This window comes from Paenibacillus sp. 1A_MP2 (genome assembly GCF_052244825.1).
In the GTDB taxonomy this organism is placed as follows: domain Bacteria; phylum Bacillota; class Bacilli; order Paenibacillales; family Paenibacillaceae; genus Paenibacillus; species Paenibacillus vandeheii.
In genome coordinates this window covers 2,486,294-2,499,928 of sequence record NZ_JBQQCS010000001.1, presented here as the reverse complement: position 1 = coordinate 2,499,928, position 13,635 = coordinate 2,486,294, and the positions used below count along the sequence as shown (strand labels likewise).

General features: G+C 48.7%; 12 protein-coding genes, 2 pseudogenes and 1 other annotated feature. Of the genes and pseudogenes, 1 reads left to right on the top strand and 13 read right to left on the bottom strand.

What is annotated here, in order from left to right; translation table 11 throughout:
- Nucleotides 1-212: 212 nt before the first annotated feature.
- The 3 genes and pseudogenes from ACTWJ7_RS12240 to ACTWJ7_RS12230 all read right to left on the bottom strand — a co-directional run.
- Nucleotides 213-1,642: pseudogene (locus ACTWJ7_RS12240) on the bottom strand (ComEC/Rec2 family competence protein); the annotation flags it as partial.
- 156 nt (nucleotides 1,643-1,798) lie between these two features.
- Nucleotides 1,799-2,320: a deoxycytidylate deaminase gene (locus ACTWJ7_RS12235; RefSeq protein ID WP_301878049.1), complete on the bottom strand. Its 522-nt coding sequence runs from the start codon at nucleotides 2,318-2,320 to the stop codon at nucleotides 1,799-1,801.
- Nucleotides 2,321-2,454: 134 nt separating this feature from the next.
- Nucleotides 2,455-3,045 (bottom strand): ComEA family DNA-binding protein, encoded by a 591-nt coding sequence (locus tag ACTWJ7_RS12230; RefSeq protein ID WP_301878050.1) that lies wholly within the window; start codon nucleotides 3,043-3,045, stop codon nucleotides 2,455-2,457.
- A gap of 186 nt (nucleotides 3,046-3,231) precedes the next feature.
- Here ACTWJ7_RS12230 and comER point away from each other — a divergent pair, with 186 nt between their 5' ends.
- Nucleotides 3,232-4,077, top strand: coding sequence for a late competence protein ComER (gene comER / locus ACTWJ7_RS12225; RefSeq protein WP_024628513.1), 846 nt, complete (start codon nucleotides 3,232-3,234; stop codon nucleotides 4,075-4,077).
- Here comER and leuS read toward each other — a convergent pair.
- From leuS to ACTWJ7_RS12175, 10 genes and pseudogenes are all read right to left on the bottom strand, one after another.
- The gene (gene leuS / locus ACTWJ7_RS12220) at nucleotides 4,058-6,502 is read right to left on the bottom strand and encodes a leucine--tRNA ligase (RefSeq protein WP_301878051.1); all 2,445 of its coding nucleotides are present in this window, start codon (nucleotides 6,500-6,502) and stop codon (nucleotides 4,058-4,060) included. The genes comER and leuS overlap by 20 nt on opposite strands.
- A gap of 71 nt (nucleotides 6,503-6,573) precedes the next feature.
- Nucleotides 6,574-6,841, bottom strand: a binding site (T-box leader).
- A gap of 309 nt (nucleotides 6,842-7,150) precedes the next feature.
- Nucleotides 7,151-7,920: pseudogene (locus ACTWJ7_RS12215) on the bottom strand (class I SAM-dependent DNA methyltransferase).
- 139 nt (nucleotides 7,921-8,059) lie between these two features.
- Nucleotides 8,060-8,965: a CvfB family protein gene (locus tag ACTWJ7_RS12210; RefSeq protein WP_079349680.1), complete on the bottom strand. Its 906-nt coding sequence runs from the start codon at nucleotides 8,963-8,965 to the stop codon at nucleotides 8,060-8,062.
- A complete protein-coding gene (gene rsfS, locus ACTWJ7_RS12205) occupies nucleotides 8,962-9,309 on the bottom strand; it encodes a ribosome silencing factor (protein WP_024628517.1) in 348 nt (115 codons plus the stop codon). Before rsfS ends, ACTWJ7_RS12210 begins: the two co-directional genes overlap by 4 nt.
- A 22-nt stretch (nucleotides 9,310-9,331) precedes the next feature.
- Nucleotides 9,332-9,898, bottom strand: coding sequence for a bis(5'-nucleosyl)-tetraphosphatase (symmetrical) YqeK (yqeK, locus tag ACTWJ7_RS12200; protein ID WP_301878052.1), 567 nt, complete (start codon nucleotides 9,896-9,898; stop codon nucleotides 9,332-9,334).
- On the bottom strand, nucleotides 9,882-10,472 hold the full coding sequence (locus tag ACTWJ7_RS12195; protein WP_301878053.1) for a nicotinate-nucleotide adenylyltransferase: 591 nt from the start codon (nucleotides 10,470-10,472) through the stop codon (nucleotides 9,882-9,884). The genes yqeK and ACTWJ7_RS12195 overlap by 17 nt, the downstream gene beginning before the upstream one ends.
- A 15-nt stretch (nucleotides 10,473-10,487) precedes the next feature.
- The gene (yhbY, locus tag ACTWJ7_RS12190) at nucleotides 10,488-10,781 is read right to left on the bottom strand and encodes a ribosome assembly RNA-binding protein YhbY (RefSeq protein ID WP_024628520.1); all 294 of its coding nucleotides are present in this window, start codon (nucleotides 10,779-10,781) and stop codon (nucleotides 10,488-10,490) included.
- 279 nt (nucleotides 10,782-11,060) lie between these two features.
- Complete coding sequence (gene aroE, locus ACTWJ7_RS12185; protein WP_301878054.1) at nucleotides 11,061-11,924, bottom strand: shikimate dehydrogenase; 864 nt, start codon at nucleotides 11,922-11,924, stop codon at nucleotides 11,061-11,063.
- Between the two features lie 41 nt (nucleotides 11,925-11,965).
- Nucleotides 11,966-13,093 (bottom strand): ribosome biogenesis GTPase YqeH, encoded by a 1,128-nt coding sequence (gene yqeH / locus ACTWJ7_RS12180; protein ID WP_024628522.1) that lies wholly within the window; start codon nucleotides 13,091-13,093, stop codon nucleotides 11,966-11,968.
- Nucleotides 13,090-13,617: a YqeG family HAD IIIA-type phosphatase gene (locus ACTWJ7_RS12175; RefSeq protein ID WP_064636329.1), complete on the bottom strand. Its 528-nt coding sequence runs from the start codon at nucleotides 13,615-13,617 to the stop codon at nucleotides 13,090-13,092. The genes yqeH and ACTWJ7_RS12175 overlap by 4 nt, the downstream gene beginning before the upstream one ends.
- Between the last annotated feature and the right edge of the window lie 18 nt (nucleotides 13,618-13,635).

The window sequence follows — 13,635 nt, the reverse complement described above, 5'->3', positions numbered from 1 at the left end:
CCTTTATTTAATCCTTGTGATGGTGATGATGCGTTAGACAACGCAGATAGACCCAGAGCTGCTCTGGACGATCCTCCAGCATGCCGATGAACCAGAGGAGCCGTGTCCTCTTCTGTGCCCTGGGCAATAGGCTGTTCACCTGAGCCGCGATGAAGGGTACGCAAAAGCGCATAGAGAACAGCATAATATGCTGCAATCCACAGCAACGAAGGTGTAGCCCAGATCAGCACAAAGCCCGGCAAGCTGTTCATCCACTCCATACTTGCAAAGGTCATTTTGTTCAGCAAAATAGCAGTCCACGCCAACGGTTTAGCAAGAGGCATCCAAAGAAGCGATAAAATCAGGGCAACCGTTCCAAGCGGAAGCACAATCGCGCTAATCAAGGAGACTAGCAGGAAGTTTGCAACAAATGACAGCAGTGAAAACTGGTTGAAATACAGAATCGTTACCGGAAAAGAAATCAGCTGTGCCGTTACCGTCACGGAAGCTGTTGCTGCAAGTCCTTTGGGCCAACTGCTAAATAGTCGATTAATCAGCGGCATATAGATCATCAGTCCGGCTGTTACCAGAAAGGATAGCTGGAAGCTCACACTTAATAAAAAATAAGGGTTCCACCACATCATCAACAACGCTGCTGCACTGATCATCTGCAAGCCATCCCTGGCAAGCCCACGCCGCGCCATATACAAACCAATCATCGACATAATTCCCGCACGAATGACCGACGGTGAACCCCGGACAACAGTACGTATGCTGGTATTAGCAGCAACACAATGGTGAGCGATGTTTCCCGGGTTAACCTAAGCCAGGATAAAAGGAGCAGCAGCGATGCCACATACACTGCAACATGTGTTCCGGAGATCGCCAAGATATGAGTTAAACCAAGTTGTGAAAACTGACCATATGTATCTGGATCGATATCTTTAGACATCCCGATAATCAGACCTTTCATGTAGCCAGCATGAGGTTCGGGGAATAACTGTTCTACAGCTAAGCCGAGCTTATGTCTGACCACGTCATTCCACCGAAGAATATTGAATTTCCCCAGCCCTTCAGGCGCAATGTTCGTTACCGAGTTGGCACCCTTCACTTTAAACAACCAATGGATATGAAGAGTCCTTAAGTAATTTTGATAGTCAAATCCGCCAAAGTTTCTGGCTTCGCCGGGAAGCGCAAGCGAACCCGTCAACGTTATCGTATCCCCTCGCTTCCAGCCTGCTGCTACCTGCTGTTCTTCTTCCTCAGCCAGACGGACTTGGACCATCAGACGTTCTCTCAAGTTAGGCTCAGTTCGCGCTTCTGACGCTGATGCCGATGTTATATCGGATTGCGGGAGCATGGAGGTAATCTGCATTTCAAAATCGGCCCGATCCCCATCTATGCGTACATCCGACATCAGGGTTCCTTCAAATGTAGCTGCATAACCATCCAAATCCTCTGCAGCCGTATGTGTGATCTCGGGCAGACTGCTCCGATTCCGCGTATCATTCCATTCCCAGTGCACAGCACCGCCGATGAGTGCTACGATCAGTAACAAGATGGGCCAACCGCGTATATCAATCATTCGTAGCAACAACGGCAGACAAACGAGAGCGCCAATCATTCCTATGAACAGGGACCAGCCTGATAACGCACATGCCATCCCGCTACCGCATAACCAGCAGACGGTAAATACCAGTAAAGGTCTGCCTTTCATTTTCTTTGCCTCCTTCTTTTCACGCGTATGAACACAGAAAAACCCCGGCAGCTGTTCCAGCAACCGGAGGTTCTTCCCCGCAAATTTGATATTATATGTGTTCTAGTTACTTACCGTCATCATCGTCTCACGCGGAGCCTGGTAATTTTCCAGTCGGCGAAACGTAATGCCTTTTTGCTTCATCATGTCCGTAACCTTGCCTGTATCCTTGGGATATGGGCGATGAAATACGATTTCTGTAATGCCGCTATTCGCGAGCATATTGGAGCAAGTCCAGCAAGGTTCATCCGTAACATATACAGAAGAGCCTTCGCGGTCAATGCGATCAGTGAACAAAAGCAAATTCTGCTCCGCATGAATGGTACGAATACAGCGTTGCTTTTTGACCATTTCCTCCTGACCGTCGGTCACTACCAGCTCATATTCTTCCGAGATCATGCACCCTGCTTCAGAGCAGTCCGGAACTCCCATGGGCGCACCATTATAAGCTGTTCCAAGCAGTTTCTTCCCCTGAACAAGTACGGCGCCAACATGACGGCGTGAACAGCGGGAACGGGTTGAGACCATATATGCGATGTCCATGAAATACGTATCCCAGTCTTTGCGTACGTCTGTTGTACTCATTACCGTTTCCCTCCCGTCCGATACAAGTTGAATCCATATAGATGTCATCCAGACACTCAGCGTACAGAAAACCTTACGATTGCTGTAATGTCATTTCAAATCCAACTTATATCGTGATATTTAATATATTGTTACTACCTGATCTGCACATAAGGAGCCATTTTCTCCAGCATTTTCATTCCGATTCCTTTCACTTTAGTCAGGTCGCTGACTTTGGTAAAAGGTCCATGCGAATTACGATAATCAATAATGGCTTGCGCCTTTTTCTCCCCAATTCCAGGGAGGTCCATAAGCTTGACTACAGGAGCTGTATTGACATCAATTTTACCATTGTCAACAGCTTCATTGCCGACCAATGCTTGATTATTGTCTGGTGAAACCACAGGTACATCCGATTTCGTTTCTGCCACACCTATTGAAACATCCATTTGGTTGTTGCCTGCATTGCTCTGATTAGCTACCTTTTCCGTCGTGGCATTAATCTGGTTCGTCTCTGTGGAGGCCTCAGTAGTTGAAGGTCTCTGATCTGCACCGGGAGCCTTTGTTTGTTCCTGAACCAAAGTAGCCGACTGTACAGCAGAGGTTTCCTGCACTATCGTCGGCTTCTCGGTGGCGAGCTGCATAGGTTCCCAGCCAGAAGGTGGCTGTTCACTTTTGCCCGACCATAATATCAATATACATCCAACCACCGCAGCAGCAATGGTCATTCCCTTGTTCCATCTCATGTCTTCCACACCTCTCCCTGGATTCAAAATAAATCTATTCTGAACACGGGCGGTGCTTCCGAACCGTTGGACTTGCCTGGTAAACCAAGCTGTACTTTTTTCATGTCATGTCAAGCAGGTCCTGACGCATACACTAGAGGGAAAGAACTGCGCCATTACCGTAAAGCATGAAAGGAGGCCTGAACAATGAAGGTTGGATTTATCGGAACCGGCAGCATGGGTAGCCTGCTGATCTATGCCTTGATTCAATCCGGTGCACTTGAGCCACGGCAGATCGCCGCCAGCAATCGAACCCCTTCCAAAGTACGGCAGCTAGCCCTCCGTTACCCTGGTCTGCATGAATCACAGAGCAACCGGGAAACCGTCATCCGCAGCAATATCGTCTTTCTATGCGTGAAGCCGCTTGAATTCAAACATGTCATTGACGACATCCTGCCTGTCGTGAATCCCAATCATATAATCGTCTCGATCACCAGTCCCGTGCAGCTGCGCCATCTGGAATCTTCACTTCCTTGCAAAGTCTCCAAAGTGATCCCCAGTGTTACGCACCAGGTCGGCAGCGGAGCGTCCCTGTGTATACACGGTGAGCGAATGACTACCGAAGACCGCGCTTTGCTGGAAGGGCTGCTCAGTCATATCGGCAGACCCTATCAAGTGGATGAAGCCTGTACCCGGATCACATCCGACTTCTCCAGCTGCGGACCTGCATTCATATCGTTCTTTCTGGAGCAATGGATCGAGAGTGCTGTCAAGCTCACAGATATCAAGCGAGCCGATGCCTGCGCTCTTGCTGGCGAGATGCTCCTGGGAACAGGCAAGCTGCTCACCGAGGGAGGATATACACCGCAAGAACTTCAGGCTCGCGTGGCTGTACCTGGCGGCATCACCGCACAGGCACTAGCCCTGCTGAAGGTGAGTCTAGATGGTGTTTTTGACAGCCTGATCCAGACGACTCATGACAAATATGATGAAGATTTATTGAAGCTGGATGAGCTATTCAAAGCCGGTGAGATTAACCGGCAACAATATTAACGAGTTTGCCTGGAACGGCAATGACCTTGCGAACGGTCTTGCCTTCCAGTGCCTGCTTCACAGGTGCCAGTTCCATTGTAAAGTCCTGCATGCCCTGTGCGTCCAGATCCTTCGCGATCGTAGCACGAGTTACAATTTTGCCATTCACTTGAACAACAATCTCCACTTCGGCATCCACCGTCATGGACTCATCATACTCAGGCCAAGCTACGTAAGAGATTCCACCTTCATGACCGAGACGGCTCCACAGCTCCTCTGCCATATGTGGTGCCAGTGGTGCCAGCAACTGTACAAAGTTCTCCATCGCTTCACGTGACAGCGTATCTGCTTTGTATGCATCGTTGATGAAAATCATCAACTGGCTGATTGCTGTGTTGAAACGCAGATGTTCCAGATCCTCTGTAACCTTTTTGATGGTTTTCTGAGCCGTCCGTTTGAACTCATCGGTACCACCATCTGCTGTAATCTTGTCATTGATTGCACCTGTATCTTCATTGATGAACAGACGCCATACACGTGACAGGAAGCGGTGCATGCCCTCAACCCCGTTAGCGTTCCACGGTTTTGTAGCCTCCAAAGGCCCCATAAACATTTCATACAGACGCAATGTGTCTGCACCAAATTCATTGACGATCTCATCCGGGTTAATAACGTTACCACGGGATTTACTCATCTTCTCGTTGTTGGTTCCCAGGATCATGCCTTGGTTGACCAATTTGTGGAATGGCTCTTTGGTATGCACCACACCCAGATCATACAGCACTTTATGCCAGAAACGAGCGTACAGCAAGTGAAGCACCGCGTGCTCAGCTCCCCCAATGTACAGATCAACCGGCAGCCACTGCTGCTGTTTCTCCTGAGAGATCAGTTCCTTGTCATTGTGTGGATCGATAAAGCGCAGGTAATACCAGCAGCTACCGGCCCATTGTGGCATCGTGTTCGTCTCACGACGAGCTTTCATTCCTGTTTCCGGATCTACGGTGTTAACCCATTCCGTAACATTCGCCAGCGGTGATTCTCCAGTACCCGAAGGTTTGATCTGGTCAATATCTGGCAGCAGTAAAGGCAGCTGATCTTCCGGCACCGTCTTCATCGTTCCGTCTTCCAGATGCAGAATCGGGATTGGCTCACCCCAGTAACGCTGACGGCTGAATAACCAGTCACGCAGACGATAGGTCGTTTTGCCTTGTCCCTTACCGTTCTCTTCCAACCAGGCAATCATCTTCGCAATCGCTTCTTCGTTGTTCAATCCGTTCAGGAAATCGGAGTTCACATGCGGTCCGTCTCCGGAATACGCTTCTTGGGTTACGTCGCCACCCTGTACAACCTCGATGATGTCCAGACCAAACTGTTTCGCAAACTCCCAGTCACGAGTGTCATGCCCCGGAACGGCCATGATTGCCCCTGTGCCGTAACCAGCCAGAACATAATCGGCGATCCAGATAGGTACCTTCGCTCCGTTTACCGGATTGATTGCGTAAGTTCCTGTGAACACACCTGATTTGTCTTTAGCCAAGTCGGTGCGTTCCAGATCACTCTTGCGAGCAGCCTGTTCCTGATATGCCTTGATTGCTTCACGCTGTTCTGGGGTTGTAATGACATCCACCAGCTCATGCTCAGGTGCCAATACAGCATAACTTGCGCCGAACAACGTATCTGCACGTGTCGTAAACACTTTGATAACTTCTTCATGACCCTCAATGGCAAAAGTAACTTCAGCCCCGGTCGATTTGCCGATCCAGTTGCGCTGCATATCCTTGATGCTCTCTGACCAGTCCAGCTCCTCCAGATCTTCCAGCAAACGCTCTGCATATTCCGTAATTCTCAATACCCATTGGCGCATTGGTTTACGAACGACCGGATGTCCACCACGCTCACTCTTGCCGTCAATAACCTCTTCGTTCGCCAGTACCGTACCCAAAGCTTCGCACCAGTTAACAGGTACTTCATCAACATAAGCCAGGCCTTTATTGTACAACTGGATAAAGATCCATTGCGTCCATTTGTAATATTCAGGGTCTGTTGTGCTGATCTCCCGATCCCAGTCATAGGAAAAACCGAGTGATTTGATCTGACGACGGAAATTATCAATGTTACGGAAGGTGATATCACGCGGATGTTCACCCGTATCCAATGCATGCTGCTCGGCAGGCAGGCCGAAAGCGTCCCAACCCATTGGATGCAGTACATTAAAGCCGCGCATACGTTTGAAACGGGATACGATATCCGTTGCCGTGTATCCTTCCGGGTGACCTACGTGCAGGCCTGAGCCGGATGGATACGGAAACATATCCAGTGCGTAAAACTTCGGTTTAGAAGGGTCCTCACCCGTTTTAAACGTTTTATTGTCATCCCAGTATTGCTGCCAACTTTTTTCCATAACTTGTGGCTTATAGCCGTGTTTTGGCTGTTGATTCTCGCTCATCTATTGTTCCTCCTCTGGTTATTCACATTTATTGCAACAAAAAAACCTCAGCATCCCGTAGCGTTTGCAGCGCTAGGGACGAGAGGTTGAATTCCCGTGGTACCACCCTAGTTAGCGGACGATCGTGCTTCGTCATCCACTCCCTTTGGACCTGTAACGGCGGTTAACCGATGCGGATTTCCATTCCTGAACACGAGTGTTGCTTCGGTCGGTTGCAAGATGGTGTAATCACCGCATTTCTCCAAGGCGAGTTCGTGAAATACTGTCAACCGACTTGCACCAACCGCCGGCTCTCTGTCATGTACAGGACTCACTACTGATCCTTATCATCGAAATATGTATACGATATGATCGGGAACATTATATAAAAAAGAAGCATTAAAGTCAATATTACACTGTTTGTTGACTATAAACAATGCCATGCATGAGTATACACATCAAGACGACCGGAATCGCTTGATTCCTTCTTTCAGGTTATCCATCGTCCACTGAATGTGTTCCTGGTTATTGTATTGACGATAAGTACACTTGATTCTCTCTCAGCATCAGATCAAAGTAGAGTTCATATAACCTTCTTATTTTCCGTTTGCTATCTGTTGTAACAAAAACTGCCCCTATGTATCATAAGGACAGTTCAACATCATAATCTTATTTCACAGCTACATAGAACAGACGCTGTGCGCCTTCTCCCGCTTCTTTCCACTCAAAATCAGCATACACACGCACATCTCTGAAACCAGCCTTCGTGAGCTCCAGCTTCATCCAGTCTGGATCGTATGCACGCTGAACATGAACCTCTTCAAACCGCTGGTACATATCCTTGCCACTCTCAGCCGCACGCGAAAAGATACTCAGATGATGCTCAATCTCACACCGATCATGATCCATATCACAGGTCCAAATATACGACACGGAGCGTTCATCCAACACAAAAGGTTGCTCCTCTTCGTATCGAATAAGGGTATTCGGATGATGTACATCAAACAGGAAAGTCCCCTCAGGCTTCAGCATCTCGTAAGTACGCTGAAATGTACGGACAACATCTTCTTTTCAAGCAAATAATTCACGCAATCACAGAACGATATCACCGAGTCCACGGGCTCCGGTACTCTCCAGTCCCGCATATCCTGCTGCACCCAGCGGACGCTGCCCTCCCGATATAAGCGGTGACCTTGAGGTGTAGCCTCCATTTTACTGCGTGCAACAGACAACATGTCCGCTGACAGGTCAATGCCTGTAACTTCGAAGCCGGAGTTCACCAGGGGGATCGTAATTGAACCGGTACCGCAGCCCAGTTCAGCCACACTTTTTGGCATGCCATGCCGTTCCCAAGCCGTTCTCGCAAACCTTATCCAGTCCGGATAAGGCATATCCTCCATTAATTCATCGTACACATAGGCAAATTTCCGGTAAGACATGTCAGGCACCGCACTTTCAATTTCATTTTCGAAGCTCATTTGAACAAAAGAAAAAGCAGGGGCGTCCGGAGTTCACCCAGCCTTGCCCTGCCTTTACGTGTGGATTCAAGCACATGCTTGATCCATGATAGCTGTTTGCTTACTTGTCCTCGTTCTGATCCTGGGGTACAGACTCTGTCAGATAGGTCCAGTTTTCCTTTTGAGTGACCAGACCGTCCTTCATCAGTTTGCCCAAGGCACGCTTGAACGCAGATTTACTGATGCCAAAACGCTGCTTGATAATGTCCGGCGGGGTAGCATCCGAATAGGGCATGCCGCCCGTAGGGCGCTCTTTCATGAAAGCGAGCAGTTTGTCCGCATCTTCATTGCGACCCACCTCTTTGAGAGGGGACATCGCCAGATTGACACGTCCGTCTTCACGTACCATGGTTACCCGGCATTTTACCTTTTCACCAAGACGCAGCATACGATTTCGCTCCGAGGAATGAATCATGCCGATCGCGCCAAAGCCGAGCACACCACCGTCAACAAGTACAAAAGTACCCATCTGAAGTGGCTTGTACACTGTTGCTTCAACCCATTCGTTCACCCAAGAGGTTGGCGCATGGAAAGACAATGGCGCAAGCTCACGTTCCCCAGCCAATTTTGCCCGCAAACGTCCTTGCTTGTCATGCTCCATAAGAACAAAAACTTCATCCCCTACATGGGGACGCAATTCTTCCAACTCAGGCAATTCACGAATCGGGAGCAGCAATTGCCGTCCAAGCCCCATTTCGAGGAAACAGCCGAGGCGTGGATGAATATCAGCCACAACCAGTCGTCCCATTTCACCGAGTGTGAGATATGGTTTTTTCATGGTTGCCGCGAGACGATCTTCCGTATCAAAGAACAGAAAGACCTCCAGCATTTCACCAATTTTAACGTCCCGTGTAAGCTCCGTATAGTGAAGCAGTACATCTTCCGATCCTGTCGTCAAAAAGTAGCCAAACGGAGACACTTCACGTGAAACCGGCAAATTGACAACTGTTCCTGCGATCAAACTCATACCGTTTCCACCACTTTGGCATCAGACCACAGTCGTTCAATGTTGTAATACTCACGCTCGTCGCGGTGGAAGATATGAACAACCACATCACCCATATCCATCAATACCCAACGTGCAGAATCCATACCTTCGATGCCTTTGATATTCACTCCGGCTGCATGTGCCTGTTTGCGAATTTCTGTTGCAATCGCCTGTACCTGTGTATCGGAATTCCCGTGACAGATAACAAAATAATCCGCTACCAGCGAGATGTTAATCAGATCCAGCGCTACAATGTTGGATGCCTTTTTATCGTCAGCGGCGGCAACCGCCATATTCATAAGTTCTTTCGATGATACTGTCATGAACCAACCTCCATAATTTAATCTATAATTGTGCAATCAAGTCATTTCGCGACAACATGGTCAAAGGATAAATGACACGGCGCTGCGAGATCAGCAAGCTGATCGTCGAGTCAAAACCGGCAATTAAACCCTCTTCCAGACTATGCTCAGCCTGTTCACGGATATGATCCACTCCCGGGAAGTCTCTCCCAGGCTCAATATAATCCGCCAGACACACCACTTTATCCAGCAGACTCATGCCCACCCGACCTGAGGTATGCCAGCGGATGGCATTAATAATTTCGGCATCACTAATGCCGTAGTCACGCTTTGCAACAAAAGCACCCACTTCGGAATGCCAGAGCTGCTTGTCATGCTGCAAAAGTTCTTCGTTCAATCCATTATCACGGATGACCGCTTCCATCTCCGATACAGGCCAATACTTGGCCACATCATGCAATATCGCTGCCAGATCCGCTTTTACAGGGTCAGCACCATATTTTTCAGCCAGCATTACTGCCGACTCCATGACACCAAGCGTATGCTTCCAACGCTTCTCCGGCATTTGACCGGAAACTGCGCGGATCAGTTCGTCACGGCTTAGTTCCATATAAACCGCTCCTTACAATGTATTGATGGACCGCGTCAGGAATCATAAAGCGCACGGAATGCCCTTTGGAGAAACGTCTGCGTACTGCTGTGGATGATATGTCCACCAAAGGCATCTCAGCCAACAGTACCCGATCCTGTAATACGTCAGGCAGGTCATCCAGATGCAGCTGGAATCCCGGGCGTCCCACACCGATGAAGATCAAACGTTCAGCGAGTTCTTCGATCTGTTCCCACTTGGGAAGATAGTTCACCATATCCGCTCCAACAATGAAGTAAAATTCATGCTCCGGATAACGGTTCCACAGCTCCTTCATCGTATCGATGGTATAGGACACGCCGCCAAGCTCCATCTCGATGCCAAGCACTTCGTAGTGCTGCACATCTTTCACTGCTGCTTCCGTCATTTCAAGACGTTGCTGTCCCGATGCCCCGGTTCCGCGTTTATGAGGAGGAACATGGGATGGCATAAACCAGATTTCATCCAATGCATATGAATCCCTGGCCGCTTCGGCTGCCAGCAGGTGCCCCATGTGGATCGGATCAAACGAACCACCCATGATGCCGATCTTCACCCGTGTCACTCTCCCTTACCTAGGTAGTTCAATTTGTTTGTTGTCACGTGATTCTTTATACAGGATGATGGTGCTACCGATGACTTGCACCAGTTCGCTTCCTGTTTCACGGGCAACTTCTTCCGCGATTTCATTTTTGTCATCCAGATTGTTGTTCAGCACTTGCACTTTCATCAATTCACGCTTCTCAATCGCATCTTCGATATGACGGAACAGGTGCTCATTCGTTCCCCCTTTACCAATTTGAAACACAGGGGTCAGATGATGTGCTTGTGAACGCAAAAAGCGCTTTTGTTTACCGTTTAACATGAATACTCCATACTCCTTATGGTGAGCAAACCTCAGTAACAGTACAATGTCTGTCCGAGGCTTGACCGTTCAATTATATTTTTACATTCATAAAACGAACTAACAAAGTTTACACAGTGTGACTACGATTGCAGTACCATCTTACGATCACTGTTATCCCCAGATTTCTTCATTTCATATTCTAAAGGGGGAAATCCGGGGATAAAGGCGAGCACTTCGTTTCTTCAGATTGGTTCTGCACTCTTCGTCATCGTGTAATCTTATTTTCATTTTACAATATCAAAAACTGTCTAACACAGCTCGTCTCATCGTCTCCACGGGAGCCGGGATGCCGAGCCAGTGCTCGAACGCTACCGCGCCCTGATATATAAACATACCCAGGCCACCGTGCACAGTACATCCACGCTGCCTTGCCTCACGGAGCAGGCGAGTTTCCAATGGATTGTAGATGAGGTCACTTACTGCTGCGCCTGCTCGAATGAGTGCAGGATCAACAGGCACGTCATCTACATGCGGATGCATGCCTGCGGCTGTTGTGTTAATCACAATATCGGCTGAAGCCAGCACCGCAGCGGCTTCTTCCATTCCGCCACCTGTGATATCACCCAGTCCATGGGCCCGCAGATCTGAAGCAAGCGCAACGGCTCTGTCGGCTGTACGGTTAAGAATACTAATCCGATCAGGCTTCTCCAAAGCGAGGGCATAGATCACACCTCTTGCTGCTCCTCCAGCCCCTAGAACAGCGATACGCTTACCTGCGAGTTCCGGAACAGCTTCTTCCTTCAAAGAACGCACATAACCGATGCCATCCGTATTATACCCTGTCAGCTTGCCTTCTTCATTGACAATGGTGTTCACCGCACCAATCAGACGTGCACTTTCATCAATCTCATCAAGATACTGCATGACCTGTTCCTTGTGAGGAATAGTTACATTCACACCACGGTACCCCAGCGCCACTATTCCACGAATGGCTGCTTCCAGCTGCGCGGGATGAACATGCAATGGCATATACATTCCATTCACTCCTGCAGCCTGCAAAGCCGCATTATGCATGGCAGGCGATTTGGAATGTGCAATGGGATCACCCATAACGCCAAGCAGGACAGGGAGTGAAGGATTGGCTTTTTTCTGTTCCGACATACTTCCGCCTCCGATCTGATGAAAATGCTGCTGAGGTTACATTAGATCAAGGATGGACGGATCAGTACACGAATACCTTTTGGAGCATGAACAGCAACAAGCGCCCCATTCTCTCCGTTAACCTTAATCCAGCCCAGGCCGGAAATAAATACATCCGACTGACTGCCACGTTTGATACGGAATTCATGTCTGGTCCACTCAGGCATATCTGCTGCATCTTCACGCGTTGGCGGAGACAGCAATTCACCCAGATGGTCACGGTACAAGTCGTCTGCACGTTCCAGCTTCGTCCGGTGAATATCAAGCGCAGTGCTGATAAAACAAGTGAAGGACTGACGATCCCCCTCCACAAAGTCAAAACGAGCCATGCCGCCAAAGAACAGCGTCTGACCAGAATTTAATTGATAAACAGCAGGTTTAAGCGGTTTTTCAGGCATAATGGCAGCCAGATCCTTACGGGATACGATCTCACTGAAACGCCAAGGGTATACAATTCCCGGTGTATCAATAATAGCTTTTCCATCATCCAGCGGAATATTAACCATATCCAGCGTCGTTCCCGGATAACGGGATGTTGTGAGTTCCTGCTCAAGATCACTGTAGTCACGAATCAGACGGTTAATCAATGTGGATTTACCCACATTCGTACCACCAACCACATATACGTCACGATCTCCGCGATACGTTCCGACTAGCTCAAGCAGTCGATCGAAGCCCTGATTTTGCTTCGCACTGCACAGAACGACATCTACCGTACGCAAACCCTGTTCTTTGGCTTGCTTTTGTACCCAGTTGCGAACCTTGTTCCAGTTGGTTACTTTCGGGAGCAAGTCCGTTTTGTTCACGGCAAGCAATACCGGATTGTTGCCTACAAAACGCTGTAAACCAGAGATGATACTGCCATCAAAGTCAAACAGATCAACGATATGGATGACAAGTGCATCCTTATCCCCGATTTTGCTCAGCAGGGCCAGGAACTCATCCTGATCCACTGTAACGGATGATGACTCATTGTAATTTTTGATACGGAAACAACGCTGGCAAATGACGGGTTCACGATCCAACGCTTTCTCGGGGATGAATCCTGGTAATTCCGGGTTTTCCGTTTGCAGATGCACTCCGCATCCGCTGCACCTTACGGCAATATTGCCGTTATGCGGTTCTGTCATTTCTTCTTTTCCTCCTCAAGCCATAAGCCTTTCTTGCGCAAACTCGTTAGAGCAATCCGTTCCACGCGCCGATTGAAGCGGGTCATGAAGCCTTCATCTCCAATGGAGATCGGCAGCACCAGAACCGTATAGAGTCCCAGCCGATTACCTCCATAGACATCCGTAAGCATCTGATCGCCTACCACAATCGTTTTTTCTGGAGTTAACTCCATCATCTTCATTGCTCTACGAAACGGAACATTCGATGGTTTGCGTGCACTATGCACAAACTGGATATCCAGTGGCGTCGCAAACAGGGATACACGATTCAAATTGTTATTGGACACAATCATGAGTTGGAAACCAGCCTCTTTGACACGTGCGAACCACTCGATCAGTTCGGGCGTGGCGTCAGGAGCTTTGGCCCCAACGAGCGTATTGTCCAGATCAGTTATAATTCCACGGTAGCCTTGAGCGTATAGCTCTTCCAGATTAATGTCAAAAACCGTGTCTACACGCAGCTTGGGCATTAACATTTCAAACAAAGAAGTCACCTCAGTTTC

Excerpts from the sequence above, each read along its gene's own strand:
- ACTWJ7_RS12235 (WP_301878049.1), bottom strand. The coding sequence starts at position 2,320 with ATGAGTACAACAGACGTACGCAAAGACTGGGATACGTATTTCATGGAC.
- ACTWJ7_RS12230 (WP_301878050.1), bottom strand. The coding sequence starts at position 3,045 with ATGAGATGGAACAAGGGAATGACCATTGCTGCTGCGGTGGTTGGATGT.
- comER (WP_024628513.1), top strand. The coding sequence starts at position 3,232 with ATGAAGGTTGGATTTATCGGAACCGGCAGCATGGGTAGCCTGCTGATC.
- leuS (WP_301878051.1), bottom strand. The coding sequence starts at position 6,502 with ATGAGCGAGAATCAACAGCCAAAACACGGCTATAAGCCACAAGTTATG.
- ACTWJ7_RS12210 (WP_079349680.1), bottom strand. The coding sequence starts at position 8,965 with ATGAGTTTGATCGCAGGAACAGTTGTCAATTTGCCGGTTTCACGTGAA.
- rsfS (WP_024628517.1), bottom strand. The coding sequence starts at position 9,309 with ATGACAGTATCATCGAAAGAACTTATGAATATGGCGGTTGCCGCCGCT.
- yqeK (WP_301878052.1), bottom strand. The coding sequence starts at position 9,898 with ATGGAACTAAGCCGTGACGAACTGATCCGCGCAGTTTCCGGTCAAATG.
- yhbY (WP_024628520.1), bottom strand. The coding sequence starts at position 10,781 with ATGTTAAACGGTAAACAAAAGCGCTTTTTGCGTTCACAAGCACATCAT.
- aroE (WP_301878054.1), bottom strand. The coding sequence starts at position 11,924 with ATGTCGGAACAGAAAAAAGCCAATCCTTCACTCCCTGTCCTGCTTGGC.
- yqeH (WP_024628522.1), bottom strand. The coding sequence starts at position 13,093 with ATGACAGAACCGCATAACGGCAATATTGCCGTAAGGTGCAGCGGATGC.